Raw genomic sequence first — 18287 nt, 5'->3', positions numbered from 1 at the left:
CCGATCACATACGCGGGAAGGGCCCGGACACCAGTGGTGTCCGGGCCCTTCCGTACGTCGCTCGCGCGCTGGGTTACGCGGTCTGCTCCTGCTGCTTGCGCCAGCGGATTCCGGCCTCCAGGAAGCCGTCGATCTCGCCGTCGAGCACCGCCTGCGGGTTGCCGACCTCGAACTCCGTCCGCAGGTCCTTGACCATCTGGTACGGGTGCAGGACGTAGGACCGCATCTGGTTGCCCCAGGAGCTTCCGCCGTCCTTGAGGGCGTCCATCTTGGCCTGCTCCTCCTGGCGGCGCCGCTCCAGCAGCTTGGCCTGGAGGACGTTCATGGCGCTGGCCTTGTTCTGGATCTGCGAGCGCTCGTTCTGGCAGGAGACCACGATGCCGGTCGGCAGGTGCGTGATGCGCACCGCCGAGTCGGTGGTGTTGACGCCCTGGCCGCCGGGGCCGGAGGCGCGGTACACGTCGATGCGCAGCTCGCCCTCGTCGATCTCGACGTGGTCGCTGGACTCGACGACCGGCAGCACCTCGACGCCCGCGAAGGAGGTCTGGCGGCGGCCCTGGTTGTCGAAGGGCGAGATCCGCACGAGGCGGTGGGTGCCCTGCTCGACGGACAGCGTGCCGTAGGCGTACGGGGCCTTGACGACGAAGGTGGTCGACTTAATGCCGGCCTCTTCCGCGTACGAGGTCTCGTAGACCTCGGTCGAGTATCCGTGGCGCTCGGCCCAGCGCAGGTACATGCGCTGGAGGCGCTCGGCGAAGTCGGAGGCGTCCACGCCGCCGGCCTCGGCGCGGATGTTGACCAGGGCCTCGCGCTCGGCGTACTCGCCGGAGAGCAGGGTCCGGACCTCCATCTCGTCCAGCGCCTTGCGCACGGAGATCAGCTCGCTCTCCGCCTCGGCGAGGGTGTCCGCGTCCTCCATCTCCTGGGCGAGCTCGAACAGCACCGCGAGGTCGTCGATGCGCCCGCGCAGGGTCTCGGTCTTGCGGACCTCCGCCTGGAGGTGCGAAAGCTTGCTCGTGATCTTCTGGGCGGCCTCCGGGTCGTCCCACAGGGACGGCGCGGCGGCCTGCTCCTCGAGCACGGCGATATCTGCCCTCAGCTTGTCGAGGTCCAGGACGGCCTCGATCGACCCCATGGTCGAGGAGAGGGACTTCAGCTCTTCGGAAACATCGACGACTGCCACGGGTCCAGCGTAGCCGGTCCCCGGACAACGCCGTCCGGGCAGGCCGAATCACCCGTACTGGTGACGCGTCGTACGGGCGTACGCTCACGGTATGACCGATCTCCTCGTCAAGCGCCGCCATGTGGACCACATGCGTGTCACGACGACGAGCTGTCTGCCGCCGGACCGTCCCCAAGCCTGATCCACCCCGATCCGACTTGGTCCTGTACGCGGCTCACGCGGTCCCGGCACCATCCCTGCCGGCGGCCCTCCCCGCCCGCGGCCCCCGCCACCTCTGGGGAACAGGACCCCGTGACATCCCGAAACGGAGCCGTCATGCCGTCCGCGCACACCCTCCCCGTCCTGGACCTCTCGCAGGCCGACGACCCGGCCCGGCGGGCCGGATTCCTGAAGGAGCTGCACGCAGCCGCCAGGGACACCGGTTTCCTGCACCTGACCGGGCACGGCGTCACCGCCGCCGAGAGCGCCCGCATCCTGGAACTGACCAGGGCCTTCTTCGCCCTGCCGGAGGCCGACCGGCTCGCCGTGAGCAATCTGAACTCCCCGCACTTCCGCGGCTACACCCGCATCGGGCACGAGCTGACCGGCGGGGCCTCCGACTGGCGGGACCAGCTGGACGTCGGCGCGGAGCGCCCGGCGCCGGTGGTGGGGCCGGACGACCCGGCGTACCTGTGGCTGGAGGGCCCGAACCAGTGGCCCACCGCCCTGCCGGAGCTCCGTACGGTGGTCCTGGACTGGCAGTCGCGCCTCGCGGCGGTGGCCCACCGCCTGCTCCAGGAGATCCTCGCCTCGATCGGCGCGCCGCCGGACTTCTTCGACGAGGCCTTCGCGGACCGCCCCCACCTGCACACCAAGCTGATCCGCTACCCGGGGTCCGCCCCGTCCGGCACCGACCAGGGCGTCGGCGCGCACAAGGACTACGGCTTCCTGACGCTCCTGCTCCAGGACTCGGTGGGCGGGCTCCAGGTGGTCCGGGACGGGGGCTATCTGGACGTGCCGCCGCTGCCGGGCGCGTTCGTGGTCAACCTGGGCGAGCTGCTGGAGATCGCGACGGAGGGCTACCTCACGGCCACGGACCACCGGGTGGTGAGCCCGCCGGGATCGGTGGAGCGGTACTCGGTGCCGTTCTTCTACAACCCGCGGCTGGACGCGGTGGTGGAGACGGTCCCGGGCGACTACCTGCGCTCTGCCCCGGGGATCGCGCACGACGCGTCGAACCCGCTGCACGCCGAATACGGGCGCAATGAGCTGAAGGGCTGGGTCCGCGCGCACCCGGCCGTGGCGCGGCGCTGGCACCCGGAACTGGTCGGGGCGTAGCGGGCCCCCGGGCGCTGCCCGAACCCGCGGGGGTCGCCCGGACGGGCGCGGGTCGCGGGGTGGCCGAAGCCGCGAAGCGGGCCTGCGCCCGGCTTCCTGGGCTCTGCCCAGACCCGCGCCTCAAACGCCGGCGGGGCTGGATGTGGCGGGCACAATCCAGCCCCGCCGGCGTTTGAGGCGCGGGGTGCGGGGCGGAGCCCCGGGCTTTGAGCCTCGCCGCAGGGGAGCTATGGCTTTGCCGGGCGCGACTGCTTGGTGTCCTGCGGGGGAGCCGGGTCGTCACCGGAGACGGCGAGCCACGTGCCCACCCCCACCGCCGCGGCCAGCGCAACGGCCCCGGCCGACACGGCGAGCCGCCGCTTCCGCGCGGCCTCCGCCCGGTGCCGCGCCGCGCCCGGCCGGTGGCCGCCGGCCGGACGCGGGACCCGCGCGGTGCCCAGCGCGCCGCCCGCCAGCTCGTCCGGCCCCGGCACGCGCATCGAGGTGTGGGTGTCCCGGTTGGAGTCCGTCGCCGAGCCCGGCACCAGCGGGACGACGCCCCGCCGCCGGACCGGATCCGCAGCCGGTTCCTCCGAGGGCTCCGGCTCCGGATCCGCGTCGTCCGGCTCGTCCACGTCCAGCGGCGGCATTCCGGCCAGCATCGGCAGCAGGTCCCGCAGCCGGACCGACAGCTCCGACGCGCGCAGCCGCGAGGCGGGGGCCTTGGCCAGGCACTGCACGATGAGCTGCCACAGCTCGTCGGGGATCCCCGGCAGCGGGACGACCGTCTCCGTCACGTGCCGCCGCAGGACCGCGCCCGGGTGGCCGCCGCCGAAGGGGGTGAAACCGGCCAGCAGCTCGTACAGGACGGTGGCCAGCGCGTATATGTCCACCGCCGCCCGCGGCGGCAGGCCCTCCACGATCTCCGGAGCCAGGTAGTCCGGGGTGCCGATGATCCGGGTCGTCGGCGTCGCGGCCCGACCGGAGGCCCGCCTCGGGTAGTCGATCAGCTTGGCCACGCCGAAGTCGGTCAGCAGTGCCGGGTGCGCGCCGCCGGGGCCGAGCGGGCCCTGCATGTCCAGCAGGACGTTCTCCGGCTTGACGTCGCGGTGGACGACCCCCGCCGCGTGCGCCGCGGCCAGCGCGTCGGCGACGTCCGCGACGATCGCCACGGCCGCCTCGGGGGCCAGCCGCCGCTCGCGGTCGAGGCGCGTGCGCAGGTCCGTACCGCGTACGAGGTCCATGACGAGGGCGAGGTCGTTGCCGTCCACGACGAGGTCGCGGACGCAGACGACGTGCGGATGTTCCAGGCCGAGCAGCGCGCTGCGCTCCTGGACGAACCGTCCGACCAGTTCCTGGTCGGACGCGAGGTCCTCGCGCAGCAGTTTGACGGCGACGGGCCCGTCAGGCCCCTCGCCCAGCCACACCGTGCCCGCGCTGCCGCGCCCCAGGATCTGGTGCGCGGTGTACCGGCTGCCGATCTTCCGTGCCACGACTGCTCCCTCAGCGGCTGGCGTACGCACCAAAGCTACGCGGCCGGGTGGGCCTTGGAGGCCAGCAGGGGGCCGGATTCGCGGCGACCTTCACTTCTGCGGGCGAAATCACCCTCCAGAAGTCGACAAATCCACGAAGTCAGCGCTACGGGACTCGTTTCAGGGCTGGGTGGAGCCCGTGGCCTCCCCGATGGCGCCGATCCAGTCGACGACGCCGGTGCCCCAGCTCCACAACTGGTCCCACCATCCCTTGCCGGTGCCGACCCACTCCTGGAGTCCGCTGAACTCCCAGACCAGCCAGCCCGCCACGAAGAAGAGCAGGATCAGCACCAGGCAGCCCTTGAGGCAGCCCAGGCCCGGGATGCGCACCGGGTTGGCGCTGCGGCGGCGCGGCTCGCGCGGTTCGCGGCGGGCCGGCTGCTGCGGCGGCGGGGCCTGCGCGGGCTGCTGGGGCTGGCGGTACTGCGGCTGCTGCTGAGGCTGAGGCTGCTGCTGGTACGCCTGCTGCTGCGGCTGGTAGTGCTGCGGCGGCGGAGGCGGCGCGTACTGCTGCTGAGGCGGCTGCTGCGGCTGGCGGTACTGGGGCTGCTGCGGCTGCTGGTACTGCTGCTGCGGCGGGCCCTGCCGGTACGGCTGCTGGGCCTGGGGCCGGTGCTGCGGCGGCGGCGGTGCCTGCCGCTGCGGGCGGCGGCGCAGGGGGTCCTCGTTCGGGTCGAGGTACTGGATCTGCGTCTGCTCGTTGCGGTCGCGGGCGGCCTGCATCTGCGACTGCCACGGGTGCGGCTGGTCCGGCCGTTGTACGGGCGGCATGACCGAGGTCGGGTCGGCGGCACCGGGGGCGCCGGGGCCCCCCGTGCTCGGCAGCACCGTGGTGGCGTCCGCCGCGCCGACCGGCGGCATGACGCTGGTCATGGCGTTCGGGTCGTAGGCGCCCGTCGGCGCCGCGGCGCCCGGGGTCTCGGGGACCGGCGCCGGCGAGGGGTCGGGCGCGAGCAGCGCGCCCACGCCGAGCGCGGCCTCCACCTCGGCGCTCGACGAGTGCACGCCGATGCCGGCGGCCACCACGCGCAGGCCGCGGGCCAGGCTCTCGGCGCTGGGACGCTCGTTCGGCTCCTTGCGCAGGCAGCGCTCGATGACCGTCCACAGCGGCTCGGGCATGGCCCGGGGGCGCTGCGGCTCCTCGCTGAGATGACGGTGGAGCACTTCGAGCGCGGTGCCGCCGGCGAACGGCGGGCGGCCGGTGAGCAGCTCGTAGAGGAGGATGCCGGCGCCGTAGATGTCGACGGCGGAGGTCTGCGGGCGGCCCTCCGCGGACTCGGGGGCGACGTAGGCCGGGGTGCCGACGAACTCGTGGGTGCGGGTCAGGCCCGGGGAGTCCGCGAGGCGGGCGATGCCGAAGTCGGTGAGCATCGGCTTCATCTGTCCGCCGCGCTCGTCGAGCAGCACGTTGGCCGGCTTCAGGTCGCGGTGCACCACGCCGTCGGCGTGGCTGGCGGCGAGCGCGTCCGCGATCTGGGCGGTCAGCAGGCTCGCGGCGACGGGCGTGAAGGGGCCGTTCTCCCGGAGGTACTTGTGCAGGTCCGGGCCGTCGATCAGGTCCATGACCAGGGCGAGCAGATCGCCCTCGACGACGAGGTCGCGCGTGCGCACGATGTTGGGGTGGGTCAGGCGCAGCAGGACCGAGCGCTCGCGCAGGAAGCGCATGACGATGTCCGCGTCCTGGGCCAGCTCCTCCTTGAGGACCTTGATGGCCACGGTCTCGCCGGGCTGGCCGGCGACGGCCGCCTCGGCGCCGGCGGCCTCCCTCTGGCGGGCACGCCAGACAGTGCCCGTGGCGCCGCGCCCGAGCGGCTCCTCGAGCAGGTACTTGCTGCCGACTGGCCGCACGTCTCGCGCTCCCCTGCTGTCGTCTGCTGTGGTCGATCCGTTGATGGGTTTCCGGCCCAACTCTAGGGGGTGTCCCCGGGGAAGACGCCGGTCCTCGGAGGTTGGTTGCCGCACATATGTACGAAGGGTGATGTTTGCGGGGTATGCCGGAGGCGTTTTCTTCCGGCTTTCCCCGGCTTTCCCCCGCGTTCCCCGGCTTTCCGCCAGCTCGCCGTCCGTATCCGGTCGAGGTCCGTCCCGGACCTCGACCGATCAAGATCACTTGTTGGTGGGCGCCGGGCGTGTTGTCCGCGACAGGTGCGAGGATGCACCCGTACGGAACGGCACGGGACGGGAGCCCCGCCTTCCGCGCAGACCTGACCGGACGACGCGTCCGTGCCGGGTGGGGGGCGATCGGGCGGCCATGTCCCGAACTCCCCTGCCGGGCGCACACACCGCGCACCGCGCAGAAGGGACCGCTGACGGCGATGCAGATCCGGCTGACCGTCCTTGGGTCGCGCAGCGGCCACCAGACCACGACCGCCCCCGCGAGCTGTGACGTGCTCGTCACCGCACCCGCCGGGACCGCACTGGCCGCGGTCGCCTCCGGGCTCGCGGCGACCGTCGGCGGACCCGACACCGGGGGCACGGTCGTGCTGTACGCCGGCTCCGAGCGCCTCGACCTCCAGCGGCGGGTGCTGGGTGAGCCGCCGCTGGTGGACGGGGCGGTCCTGGCACTGCACGCACCGGTGCCGGACGTACTGCCGGAGGACGGCCTCGGCGCACCCCAGCTGCACGTCGTCGCCGGGCCCGACGCGGGCGGCGTGCACCTGCTGCACGGCGGCCAGATCCGGGTCGGCCGCTCCGCCGACGCCGATGTCCCGCTGGACGACCCCGACGTGTCCCGGCTGCACTGCGCGGTGACGGTGATCCGCGACGGACGGATCGTGGTCGCCGACCTGGACTCGACGAACGGCACCACGCTGGACGGCACCCCGGTCGGGCCCCAGCCGGTCGCCCTGACGCCCGGTTCGCTGCTCCGGGTCGGCGAGTCCACCCTGCGACTGGCGCCCGCCGGTACGGCCGCTCCCCTCCCGGTGACCTCGGACCTGGAGGGTCACCTCTCCGTCCCGGGCCGTGCGCCGCTCGCCTCCGGCGCGGGCCAGGGGCCGGGCCAGGCGCCGCACACCCCGCCGGGCCCCGCACCCGGCGCATCCGGCGCATCCGGCGCAGCCCTCACACCCGGCGCAGTCGCGGCGCCTGCTCCGGCCGGACCGCACGGGGCGCTCCCGCACCCCGCCCCTCCCCCCGCCGCCGAGCCCGACGGCTGGGTCCCGCCCGACGCCTCCGGCTCAGCCGGGCCCGGCGCGCCCGTCGGCCGGCGCAAGGGGCTCGGGGCATGGGCCCGCAAGTGGGTGCGCGGGGAGGACCTCGCCGAGACGGCGCCGCAGGCCCCGGCCGCCGCCGAGCCCCACCCCGACGACCCCGCCGCACTGCTGCTGGCCGCGATGGGACCCACTGAGCGCCTGTGGTCCCGTACGTCCGGGCAGCCCGCTCACGCCGCGGTGCTGGACGTGGGGCTCGGGGCCGGGTGCCGGGTGTCACTGCCCGCCGTCGGCGCCCTCGGCATCGCCGGCCCGCGGCCGCGGCTGGCCGGGGTCGCCCGCTGGGTGGTCGCGCAGCTGGCCGCACTGCACGCGCCGGGGCAGCTGGAGATCGTGCTCGTCTCCACCGATCGGGCCCGCGCCCTCGCCGAACGGCGGCGCGACTGGGGCTGGCTCGGCTGGCTGCCCCACGTACGGCCCGCGCACGGCCAGGACTGCCGGCTCCTCCTCGCGTACGACCGCGACCAGGCCGCCGCCCGCACCGGTGAGCTGACCCGGCGCCTCGACGACGGTCCGCTCGGTACGCACTGGGCGGCCGCCGACCCGGAGCGGGTCCGGCAGGTGGCCGACGCCTACGAGGGCCCGTACACGCTCGTCGTCCTCGACGGCGATCCCGGGGCCGGCCCGCTGCGCGACATCACCGGGCGGCTCGCCTCGCACGGCCCGGCCGCCGGGATCCACGTGCTCGCGCTCGCCGAGGCCCCCGCCGCCACCCCCGCCTCACCGGTCGCCGAGACGTACGAGGCCGCCTGCGCGAGCGCGCCCGCCTTCCGGGACTGCGGGGCGCTCGCCCTGCTCAGCGGGGACGTGGCCACGGCCGTGCGGACCTTCGCGGTCAGCGGCGGCAGGCCGGTCCCGTCCGGGGTCACCGCCACCGCCGACGCCGTCTCCGCCGCCTGGGCCGAGCGCTTCGCCCGCGCCCTGGCGCCCCTGCGCACGGCCGACGGCGGCTCCACCGCGCCGTACCGGCCCTCCGCCGCGACCCTGCCCGCCACCGCACGGCTGCTGGACGAGCTGGGGCTTGCCCGGGCCACCCCGGCCTCCCTGATGGCCCGTTGGGCCGCCGCCACCGACCAGGGGCAGGGCACGGGCGGCCTGGTCGAGATCGTGCTGGGCAGCGGGCGGCGCGGCCCCGTCGGCACCGAGCTGGTCCACGACGGCCCGCACCTGCTCATCGAGGGGCCCGCCGGGAGCGGGCGGACCGAGCTGCTGCGGTCGGTGGCCGCCTCGCTGTCGGCGGCCGCCCGGCCCGACCGGCTCGGGCTGGTCCTCCTCGACGGGGCGGGCGGCGAGCGCGGCGACGGGCTGCTGCCCTGCACCGAACTGCCGCACGTCTCCGCCCACCTGGTCGCCTCCGATCCGCTGCGCATGCGGGAGTTCGCCCAGGCGCTGGGCGCGGAGCTCAAGCGCCGCGCCGAGCTGCTGGAGGGGGTGGCGTTCGGCGAGTGGCACGCGCAGCGCGAGCTCTCCGGCCGGATGGTCTCGCCCCGCCAGCCCTCCCCGGGCGAACTGCGCGGCGACCTCGACCCCCACCGCACCGGAACGCTCCGGCTGCGCGCGCCCCTGTCGACGGGCGCCCGTACGGATCCGGCCGGGCCGAGCCCGCTGCCCCGCCTGGTGGTGCTCGTGGACGATCTGGACGCGCTGGTCGCGCCGGGGCTCGGCAGTACCGGCCGCCCCGCCGCCGGCTCGGTGGTCCGGGCGCTGGAGGCGGTGGCCCGCGACGGCGCCGGGCTCGGCGTGCACCTGGTGGCCACCACCGCCCGCCCGGACCGTACGGCCGACACCGGGCTGGCCCGGCTGACCACCCTGCGCGTGGAGCTCGACGCCCCCGACCAGCCGGGCCCCGGCCGTGGCCTGCTGCGGTACTCGGACGGCCGGACGGTCCCCTTCCAGGCGGGCCGGGTCACCGGCCGGATCCCCCGGACGGCGACCCTGCGGCCGACGGTGGTTCCGGTGGAGTGGGAGCGGATGGGTGATCCGCCGGCCCGCCGCCCGGTGCGCGAGCTGGGCAACGGGCCCACCGACCTCGCGTTGCTGGCCAGCGCCCTGGACCGGGCCTCGCACCTGGTCTCGGCCATACCCGTGCTGTTCCCGCCGGCGCCCTGAAGTCGCCCGGCCGGACGCCCCGAAGCCGCCCGCCGGCCCCCTGAAGTCGACTCCGCGCCCGCCACGCGGTATTGCGGGGGCGCGCGGGTCGGCGTAGACCTTGTGGTCCGGGACACACCACGGGCATCGGGGGCAGAGCCATGCGCAGGCACGGAACGAGCCGCACGACACTCACCTGGACGGCGTTCGCCGCGGCGGGCGCCCTCGCGCTCAGCGCGTGCGGCGGCGGGGGCGAGAAGGCCGGCCCGCCGCAGGCCGAGGCGCCGACCGGACCGCGGGTGCAATTACCGCAACTGACGGGTGAGAAGCTCTCGGTCGCCGCCGTCTGGACGGGGCCGGAGCAGGAGAACTTCACCAAGGTCCTCAAGGAGTTCGAGAAGCGGACGGGGGCCACGGTCACCTTCGTCCCGGCCCAGGACCCGATCGTCACCTTCCTCGGCTCGAAGATCGCGGGCGGGGCTCCGCCGGACGTGGCGCTGCTCCCGCAGGTCGGGGCGCTGGTCTCGGCGGTGCAGAACAAGTGGGCGCAGCCGGTGGGCCCGGAGGCCAAGGCGCAGCTCGACGCGAACTACTCGGCGGGCTGGAAGGAGCTCGGCGCGGTCGGGGGCACCCAGTACGGCGTGTACTACAAGGCCGCCAACAAGTCGCTGATCTGGTACAACGCGAAGGCCTTCGAGGCGGCGGGCGTCAAACCCCCGAAGACCTGGAAGGAACTGATCACCGCGGCCGACACCCTGTCCGCCTCCGGCACCCCGGCCGTCTCGGTGGCGGGCGCGGACGGCTGGACCCTCACCGACTGGTTCGAGAACGTCTACCTCTCGCAGGCGGGTCCGCGGAAGTACGACCAGCTGGCCAAGCACGAGATCAAGTGGACGGACGACAGCGTCAAGCAGGCGCTGACCACGCTCGGCGAGCTGTTCGGGCGCAAGGACTTCCTGGCGGGCGGGTCGAGCGGGGCGCTGTCCACCGAGTTCCCCAAGTCGGTGACGCAGACCTTCACCGGCGGCGACCGGCCGGCGGCGGCGATGGTCTTCGAGGGTGACTTCGTGGCGGTGAACATCGCGCAGACCGACGCGAAGGTCGGCGAGGACGCCCTCGTCTTCCCCTTCCCCGCGGTCGGCGAGAAGGCGCCGGTGGTCTCGGGCGGTGACGTGGCGGTCGCGCTGAAGCCGACGAAGGGCGCGCAGGCGCTGCTGACCTTCCTGGCCTCGGCGGACGCGGCGCAGATCCAGGCCCGCGAGGGCGGTTTCGTCTCCCCGAACAAGGCGGTGGATCCGGCCGCCTACCCGAACGACATCCAGCGGGGCATCGCCAAGGCGCTGATCGCGGCGGGCGACGACTTCCGCTTCGACATGTCGGACCAGGCCCCTGCGGCCTTCGGCGGGACCCCGGGCGCGGGTGAGTGGAAGGCGCTCCAGGACTTCCTGGCGAACCCGTCGGACGTGGCGGGCACCCAGGCGAAACTGGAGGCCGACGCGGCCAAGGCCTACGGGAACTGATCCCGTGACGGCCCCAGCCGCGAACGGTGTCTCCGCGGAGGCCCGGCGCCGCCGTCTGATCGCGGCGGCGTTCCTCCTCCCGGCCCTCGTGCTGCTCGGCGCGCTCGTCGTGCACCCGATCGGCTACTCCCTCTACCGCAGCTTCTTCGACCGCTCCGGCGACACCTTCGTCGGCGCCGGGAACTACCGCGAGATCATGCAGGACGAGACCATCCGCACCGCGCTGAAGAACACGGCGCTGTGGGTGGTGCTCGCCCCGACCACGGCCACCGCCCTCGGTCTGATCTTCGCGGTGCTGACCGAACGGGTGCGCTGGGGAACGGCGTTCAAACTGCTGGTGTTCATGCCGATGGCGATCTCGATGCTGGCGGCGGGCATCATCTTCCGGCTGGTCTACGACCACGATCCCGACCGGGGCGTCGCCAACGCGGTCTGGGTCGGGGTCCACGACACCTTCGCGGAGTCCTCGGCCTTCCCCAAGGCCCGGCCGGGCCGGGACTCGCCGCTCGCGGACGCCGGCGGGGGCGCCTTCATGACCCGCGACCCCGTGCGCGCGGGCACCCCGGTGCTGCTCCCGCTGGTGGGCGTGGCCCCGGAGGCCCTGCCCGAGGGGACCGGGGCCGCGAAGGCGGCCGCCGCCGAACCGGGGAAGGTCACCGGGACGGCCTGGCAGGACTTCACCCGCGGCGGGGGCGGCCGTACGAACGCGGTCGATCCGACCGAGTCGGCCTTCGCCGGGATGCGGATCGAGGCGGTCAAGGACGGCAAGGTGGTCGACAGGGCGACGGCCCGCGCCGACGGCACCTTCACCCTGTCCGAGAAGGCCGACGGGGCGCTGCTGCGGCTGCCCGCGTCGAACTTCCGGGAGGCCTACGCCGGGGTGGAGTGGCTCGGCCCGACGCTCGTCACGCCGGCGGTCATCGGGGCGTACGTATGGATGTGGGCCGGTTTCGCGATGGTGCTGATCGGGGCGGGGCTGGCGGCCGTACCGCGTGAGCTGCTGGAGGCGGCGCGGGTGGACGGGGCGAGCGAGTGGCAGGTGTTCCGCCGGATCACCGTGCCGCTGCTGGCGCCCGTCCTGGCGGTCGTGCTCGTCACCCTCGTCATCAACGTCATGAAGATCTTCGACCTGGTCTTCGTGATCGCGCCGGGCGCGGTCCAGGACGACGCGAACGTGCTCGCGCTCCAGCTGTACCGGACCTCCTTCGGCACCGATGCCGACGCGGGGCTGGGCAGCGCCATCGCCGTGCTGCTGCTGGTGCTGGTGATCCCGGTGATGCTCGTGAACATCCGCCGGCTGCGCAAGGAGGGGTCCCGATGAGCCGTTCCGACGCAACGCCGGACCCGACGGCGGGAACCCCGGCGGGCGCCGCGTACGCCCAGGCCGCGTACGCCGAGGTCGGGCGCGCGAAGCGCTCGTACGCGAAGGCCTCGTACGCCAAGGCCGTTTCCGCCAAGCTCGCCGCAGGCGTGGCGCGCGTCTTCCTGGTTGCGGCCGCGCTTTTCTGGCTGCTGCCGACCCTCGGCCTGCTCGTCTCCTCCTTCCTCTCCCCCACCGACCTCAACAAGGGCGGCTGGTGGCAGGTGCTGACCGCGCCCTCGCGGCTGACCGTCGACAACTACGAGCGGCTGCTGGCCAACGACACGATCACCGGCTCCCTCCTGAACACCTTCGCGATCGCGGTGCCGGCCACCCTGCTCGTCCTGTTCCTCGGCGCCTTCGCCGGATACGCCTTCGCCTGGCTGGAGTTCCCCGGCCGGGACTGGCTCTTCCTCGTCGTCGTCGGCCTGCTCGTCGTCCCCGTACAGGTGGCGCTGATCCCGGTCTCCGAACTCTTCGGCTCCATCGGGCTGTTCGAGACCACGGCGGGAGTGGTCCTCTTCCACACCGCCTTCGGACTGCCCTTCGCCGTGTTCCTCCTGCGCAACTTCTTCGCGGAGATCCCGCGCGAGCTGCTGGAGGCGGCCCGCCTCGACGGGGCGGGCGAACTGCGGCTGTTCGCACGGGTGGTGCTGCCGCTCGGCGGTCCGGCGATCGCCTCGCTCGGGATCTTCCAGTTCCTGTGGGTGTGGAACGACATGCTCGTGGCGCTGGTCTTCGCGGACTCGTCCCAGCCGCCGGTCACGGTCGCGCTCCAGCAGCAGGTACGGCAGTTCGGGAACAACATCGACGTGCTGGCCCCGGGCGCGTTCCTGTCGATGGTGATCCCCCTGGTCGTCTTCTTCGCGTTCCAGCGGCAGTTCGTCTCGGGGGTGATGGCCGGATCGATCAAGTAACGGGCCCGCGCGGCCCCGGCACGACCCCGGCACGGCCCCGACGCACCGCAGTTGACGTGCACCGTTGACGCTCAGTAACCCGAATGCCACACGCAGCGTAACCCGATCGCCACGCCGGGGGTTCCTGGGCAATATGCCCGCGCCGACCCCTGGATGTGCCGTGCCCCGGTTCAGCGTCATCGTGCCCGCGTACAAGGTCCAGGCCTATCTCCAGGAGAGTCTGGACTCGGTCCTGACGCAGTCGTACCCGGATCTGGAACTGATCGCGGTCGACGACGCCTCCCCGGACGCCTGCGGTTCGATCATCGACGAGTACGCGGCCCGTGACCCCCGGGTGACCGCCGTGCACCTGGCGCACAACCTGGGGCTGGGCCCGGCCCGCAACGCGGGCCTGGCCCGGGCCACCGGCGACTACCTTCTCTTCCTCGACGGCGACGACATCCTGGCCCCCGGCGCCCTCCAGGCCATCACCGACCGGCTGAAGGCCACCGGCTCCCCCGACGTCCTGGTCTACGACTACGCGCGCACCTTCTGGTCGGGCGAACTGGTGCGCAACCGCCTCGCGCACCGGCTGTCCGAGGAGGGCCCGGCCAGCTTCCGGCTCGCCGACCGCCCGGCCCTGCTCTCCCTGCTGATGGTGGTGTGGAACAAGGCCTACCGCCGCGAGTACGTGCAGCGCGAGGGCCTCGAATTCCCGCCCGGCTTCTACGAGGACACCCCCTGGACCTACCCGGCGCTGCTGGCCGCGGAGTCCATCGCCGTCCTGGACCGGGTCTGCGTCCACTACCGCCAGCGGCGCACCGGGTCGATCCTGACCACCTCCAGCCGCCGCCACCTCGACATCTTCGACCAGTACGACCGGGTCTTCGGCTACCTCGCCGGCCGCCCCGAGCTGGAACGCTGGCGCCCCGCCGTGCACCGCCGGATGGCCGAGCACTTCTGCACCCTGTACGCCGACCCGCGCCGCCTCCCGCGCGCCAGCCGGGCCGAGTTCTTCAGCCGGGCCTCCGCCCTGCTGCGCCGTTACCGCGCCCCGGGCGGCCGGGGCGCGCTGCCGCTGTCCCTGTCGCGGACCGACCGGATCCGGCACACCCTGATGCGGCTGGGCACCCGGCGCACGTACCGGCTGCTCTCGACGCTGCGCTCGGCGGCGCTGGCGGCGGGCCGCGGCGGCTCGGTCCTGGCCCGGGGCCTGCGGGAAACCGCGCTGCGCCTGCACTACCGGATCCAGCGCCTCCTCCCCCTGCGCCGGGAGCTGGCGGTCTTCTCCGCGTACTGGCACGGCGGCTACGCCTGCAACCCGGCGGCGGTCGAGGCCACGCTGCGGGAACTGGCGCCCCGGATGCGGACGGCGTGGATCTGCGACCCGGAGCACGCCTCGACCCTGCCCCGCGAGACGGCGGCGCTGCGGCCGGGCTCGGCGGCGTACTGGAGCGCCCTGGCCAGGGCCACGTACCTGGTCACGAACGTCAACTTCGAGCGCGCCCTGGTCAAGCGCCCGGGCCAGATCCTGCTCCAGACGCAGCACGGCACCCCGCTCAAGCGCGTCGGCCTCGACCTCCTGGACCGTCCGGCGGCCACCCCGACCATGGACTTCGCGGGGCTGCTGCGCGGCGCCGACCAGTGGGACTACCTGCTGTCCGCGAACCGGCACTCCACCCTGGTGTGGGAGAAGGCCGTCCCGTCCTCCTACACGACGCTGGAGTACGGCTACCCGCGCAACGACGTCTTCCACCGTGCCACCCAGGCGGACGTGCTGGAGCTGCGCGAACGGCTGGGCATCCCGGCGGGCTCGACGGCGATCCTGTACGCGCCCACCCACCGCGACTACCGGCGCAGCCGGCCGGACCACCTGGACTTCGAGCGGGTCCTGCGGGACCTGGGCCCCCGCTTCACGCTGCTGACGCGCACGCACCTCACGTACGCGGACGCCCCGCCGTCGCCGGATGCGCACCCCCGCCTGATCGACGTCTCCTCGCACCCCTCGGTGGAGGAACTCTGCCTGGCCTCGGACGCGTTGGTGACGGACTACTCGTCCCTGATGTTCGACTACGCGGCGCTGGACCGGCCGATCGTGATCCACGCGGACGACTGGGAGGCGTACGAGGCGGCCCGGGGCACCTACTTCGACCTGCGGTCGTGCCCGCCGGGCGCGATCGCCCGGACCGAGGACGAGCTGGTGGACATCTTCGCCACGGGCCACTGGCAGGGCTCGCGCTCGGCGCAGCTGCGGGCGGCGTTCCGCGCGCGCTTCTGCTCGTACGATGACGGGCATGCGGCGGAGCGGGTGGTGCGCAGGGTCTTCCTGGGCCAGACGGTCCCGATCCCGGCGGTCATCCCCCTGGAGGACCGCCACCCGACCCCGTCGGCCCCTGCCGCCGTCCCGGAACCAACCCTGACCGCCGTCTGGCAGTAGCGCCCGCCGGCCGCCACTGCTGGGGCTCCGCCCCAGATCCCGCGCCTCAAACGCCGGCCAGGCTGGATGTTTCAGCCTCGCCGGCGTTTGAGGCGCGGGGGTCTGGGGGCGGCGCCCCCAGGAGGCGGCCCGCACGGGTCAGACGGCCCGCAGCCCCGCCACCACCGACCGGGCCAGCTCGTCGAGATACCCCGCGGGGACCTCGTCCCGGACGACCACCTGCCGCCAGTACAACGGCCCGATCGCCAGATCCAGCGCCCGCCCCGCGTCAACCCCCTCCGCCAGCTCGCCCCGCGCCACGGCTCCGGAGACGACCCCCTCCGCCATCCGCCGCTGCCCCTCCACCAACGCCCCCCGCACCGCATCCGCGATCTCCGGATTCCGCGCCGCCTCCACCAGCAGATCGGGAATCACCGCGGACGCCACGGGGTGCCGCAGCACGTGTGACATGACCTCCAGCAGGGCCCGTACGTCCCCGTTCAGCGACCCCGTCGCCGGCACCGGCAGGCCGTCCGCCGCGAAGGCCCCGACCAGGTCCAGCACCAGGTGCAGCTTCGACTTCCACCGCCGGTACACCGCGGTCTTGCCGACGCCCGCCCGCCGCGCGATGCCCTCGATGGACATCTTCGAGAAGCCGACCGCGGCCAGCTCCTCCAGCACCGCGTCGCGGATCGCCTCGGTCACGTCCTCCCGCAGGACGGCGGCCCCGGCAGGGGCTCGGCGGGCGGGAGCGGGGGCGGCCGGGGCGGCGGCAGGGTCGGTGGTCATGCACAGAGCATAGCTGCGCCCCGTCACGACGATACGGTTGCGTTCCGACGTGCGAGCCCCTAGCCTCGCCGTAGCGACGATACGGACCCGTCCCTCCCCCAGCTACCGCTGGGGGTGCCCCCGGCCAGCCGACGCCCTGTACCCCGTCGAAAGCGACCTCAGTGACCACCGCGACCGCATCCCCGACCGCCCCGCCGACGACCCCCGCGGACCTCGCGGACTTCGCCGCCGCCCACGGCCTCACCCTCAGCGGCGCCCGCCCCACCCTCCCCCGCTACATCGCGGAGCTCTGGGACCGCCGCCACTTCGTCACCGCCTACGCGAGCGCCCGCATGCAGGCCGCGTACAGCACGGCGAAGCTCGGCCAGCTCTGGCACCTGGTGACCCCGCTGCTCAACGCGGCCGTCTACTACTTCATCTTCGGCGTCGTGATGAAGGCCAGCCACGGCGTGCCGGACTACGTCCCCTTCCTGCTCACCGGCGTCTTCGTCTGGGACTTCATCGGCAGCTCCGTCAACGCCGGCACCCGCGCCGTCCACAGCAACCTCGGCCTGGTCCGCGCCCTGCACTTCCCCCGCGCGAGCCTGCCCCTCGCCGCCGTCGTCCAGCTCTTCCAGCAGCTGCTCGTCACCATGTGCGCCCTGGTCGTCCTGCTGCTCGCCCTCGGTCAGACCCCGAGCCCCTCCTGGCTCCTGGCCGTCCCGGCCCTGGGCCTGACGGCCGTCTTCGCCGCCGGCTGCGCCATGATCATGGCCCGCATCGGCAGCAGGAGCCCGGACGTCAGCCAGCTGATGCCGTTCGTCCTGCGGACCTGGATGTACTCCTCGGGCGTCATGTGGTCCATCGACCAGATGCTCGCGACGGACCACCTGCCGCAGTGGGTGCTGCTGATGCTCCAGGCCAACCCGGCGGCCGTCTACATCGACCTGATGCGCTTCGCGCTGATCGACAGCTTCGACGCGCACGCGCTCCCGCACCACGCGTGGCCGATCGCCGTCGGCTGGGCCCTGCTCGCCGGCGTCGGCGGCTTCGTCTACTTCTGGAAGGCCGAGGAGGCGTACGGCCGTGGCTGACACCGCAACGAAGACCCGCGTCCCCACCGTGATCGCGGACGAGGTCCACGTCATCTACAAGGTCCAGGCGGGCGGCGGCCGCAAGGGCGGCGCCACCGCCGCCCTCAGCCGGATCTTCTCCCGCAAGCCGGCCCCCGGCATCCGCGAGGTGCACGCCGTCAGGGGCGTCAGCTTCACCGCGTACAAGGGCGAGGCCATCGGCCTCATCGGCTCCAACGGCTCGGGGAAGTCCACCCTGCTCAAAGCCATCGCCGGCCTCCAGCCGGTGGCCCGCGGCGCGGTCTACTCGCACGGCCAGCCCTCGCTCCTCGGTGTGAACGCCGCCCTGATGAACGACCTGACCGGCGAGCGCAACGTCGTCCTCGGCGGCCTCGCGATGGGCATGTCCAAGCAGCAGATCCGCGAGCGCTACCAGGACATCGTCGACTTCTCCGGCATCAACGAGAAGGGCGACTTCATCTCCCTGCCCATGCGTACATACTCCTCCGGCATGGGCGCCCGCCTGCGGTTCTCCATCGCCGCCGCCAAGGACCACGACGTGCTGATGATCGACGAGGCCCTGGCCACCGGCGACGCCGCCTTCCAGCGACGCAGCCAGGCCCGCATCGAAGAACTCCGCGAACGCGCCGGCACGGTCTTCCTCGTCAGCCACGGCATCAACACGGTCCGCGAGACCTGCGACCGCGCGATCTGGCTCGAATCAGGCGTCCTCCGCATGGACGGCCCCTCATCCCAAGTTTGCGACGCCTACGAGGCCTTCACCAAATCCAGCCCCGCCGGCGTTTGAGGCGCGGGGTCTGGGGCGGAGCCCCAGCAACGGCGCCGCACCGGCCACTCACGCGGAACGGGCCGGGGGGGGGGGGAAAAAAGAGCACGGCCCGCGCCCCCCTCCCCCCCCACCGCCACAGCCTTTCTTTTCGCA

General features: G+C 73.6%; 12 protein-coding genes. 8 read left to right on the top strand and 4 right to left on the bottom strand.

The window, feature by feature from the left end; translation table 11 throughout:
- Positions 1–73 precede the first annotated feature (73 nt).
- Positions 74–1183 (bottom strand): peptide chain release factor 2, encoded by a 1110-nt coding sequence (gene prfB, locus ACZ4TV_RS24535; protein WP_468136975.1) that lies wholly within the window; start codon positions 1181–1183, stop codon positions 74–76.
- A 315-nt stretch (positions 1184–1498) separates the two neighbouring features.
- On the opposite strand from prfB, the gene ACZ4TV_RS24530 reads away from it, so the two are divergent.
- On the top strand, positions 1499–2500 hold the full coding sequence (locus ACZ4TV_RS24530) for an isopenicillin N synthase family dioxygenase (protein WP_468136974.1): 1002 nt from the start codon (positions 1499–1501) through the stop codon (positions 2498–2500).
- Between the two features lie 227 nt (positions 2501–2727).
- Here ACZ4TV_RS24530 and ACZ4TV_RS24525 read toward each other — a convergent pair whose 3' ends face one another.
- On the bottom strand, positions 2728–3972 hold the full coding sequence (locus ACZ4TV_RS24525; RefSeq protein WP_468136973.1) for a serine/threonine-protein kinase: 1245 nt from the start codon (positions 3970–3972) through the stop codon (positions 2728–2730).
- Between the two features lie 159 nt (positions 3973–4131).
- Positions 4132–5859, bottom strand: coding sequence for a serine/threonine-protein kinase (locus ACZ4TV_RS24520; RefSeq protein WP_468136972.1), 1728 nt, complete (start codon positions 5857–5859; stop codon positions 4132–4134).
- A gap of 467 nt (positions 5860–6326) precedes the next feature.
- Between ACZ4TV_RS24520 and ACZ4TV_RS24515 the strand changes: the two genes are divergently transcribed.
- The 5 genes from ACZ4TV_RS24515 to ACZ4TV_RS24495 all read left to right on the top strand — a co-directional run bounded on the left by ACZ4TV_RS24515 (position 6327) and on the right by ACZ4TV_RS24495 (position 15524).
- Positions 6327–9332: an FHA domain-containing protein gene (locus ACZ4TV_RS24515; RefSeq protein WP_468136971.1), complete on the top strand. Its 3006-nt coding sequence runs from the start codon at positions 6327–6329 to the stop codon at positions 9330–9332.
- Positions 9333–9472: 140 nt separating this feature from the next.
- Complete coding sequence (locus tag ACZ4TV_RS24510; protein ID WP_468136969.1) at positions 9473–10831, top strand: ABC transporter substrate-binding protein; 1359 nt, start codon at positions 9473–9475, stop codon at positions 10829–10831.
- Between the two features lie 4 nt (positions 10832–10835).
- The gene (locus ACZ4TV_RS24505; RefSeq protein WP_468136968.1) at positions 10836–12152 is read left to right on the top strand and encodes a carbohydrate ABC transporter permease; all 1317 of its coding nucleotides are present in this window, start codon (positions 10836–10838) and stop codon (positions 12150–12152) included.
- The gene (locus ACZ4TV_RS24500) at positions 12149–13108 is read left to right on the top strand and encodes a carbohydrate ABC transporter permease (RefSeq protein ID WP_468136967.1); all 960 of its coding nucleotides are present in this window, start codon (positions 12149–12151) and stop codon (positions 13106–13108) included. The genes ACZ4TV_RS24505 and ACZ4TV_RS24500 overlap by 4 nt, the downstream gene beginning before the upstream one ends.
- A gap of 160 nt (positions 13109–13268) precedes the next feature.
- On the top strand, positions 13269–15524 hold the full coding sequence (locus ACZ4TV_RS24495) for a bifunctional glycosyltransferase/CDP-glycerol:glycerophosphate glycerophosphotransferase (RefSeq protein ID WP_468136965.1): 2256 nt from the start codon (positions 13269–13271) through the stop codon (positions 15522–15524).
- 138 nt (positions 15525–15662) lie between these two features.
- On the opposite strand, the gene ACZ4TV_RS24490 is transcribed toward ACZ4TV_RS24495, so the two are convergent.
- Positions 15663–16292, bottom strand: coding sequence for a TetR/AcrR family transcriptional regulator (locus ACZ4TV_RS24490; RefSeq protein WP_468136964.1), 630 nt, complete (start codon positions 16290–16292; stop codon positions 15663–15665).
- Positions 16293–16453: 161 nt separating this feature from the next.
- Between ACZ4TV_RS24490 and ACZ4TV_RS24485 the strand changes: the two genes are divergently transcribed.
- Both ACZ4TV_RS24485 and ACZ4TV_RS24480 read left to right on the top strand, forming a co-directional pair.
- On the top strand, positions 16454–17365 hold the full coding sequence (locus ACZ4TV_RS24485; protein WP_468136963.1) for an ABC transporter permease: 912 nt from the start codon (positions 16454–16456) through the stop codon (positions 17363–17365).
- Positions 17358–18152, top strand: coding sequence for an ABC transporter ATP-binding protein (locus ACZ4TV_RS24480; RefSeq protein ID WP_468136962.1), 795 nt, complete (start codon positions 17358–17360; stop codon positions 18150–18152). The genes ACZ4TV_RS24485 and ACZ4TV_RS24480 overlap by 8 nt, the downstream gene beginning before the upstream one ends.
- Positions 18153–18287: the final 135 nt, after the last annotated feature.

Source organism: Streptomyces sp. NPDC028910, from assembly GCF_055564955.1.
The sequence above is the reverse complement of the archived record's forward strand: the minus strand, read 5'-3'. Positions and strand labels throughout refer to the sequence as shown.

Bases quoted from the DNA above. Each gene is read 5' to 3' on its own strand.
- ACZ4TV_RS24490 (WP_468136964.1), bottom strand. From the start codon at position 16,292: ATGACCACCGACCCTGCCGCCGCCCCGGCCGCCCCCGCTCCCGCCCGC.
- ACZ4TV_RS24510 (WP_468136969.1), top strand. From the start codon at position 9,473: ATGCGCAGGCACGGAACGAGCCGCACGACACTCACCTGGACGGCGTTC.
- ACZ4TV_RS24515 (WP_468136971.1), top strand. From the start codon at position 6,327: ATGCAGATCCGGCTGACCGTCCTTGGGTCGCGCAGCGGCCACCAGACC.
- ACZ4TV_RS24530 (WP_468136974.1), top strand. From the start codon at position 1,499: ATGCCGTCCGCGCACACCCTCCCCGTCCTGGACCTCTCGCAGGCCGAC.
- ACZ4TV_RS24500 (WP_468136967.1), top strand. From the start codon at position 12,149: ATGAGCCGTTCCGACGCAACGCCGGACCCGACGGCGGGAACCCCGGCG.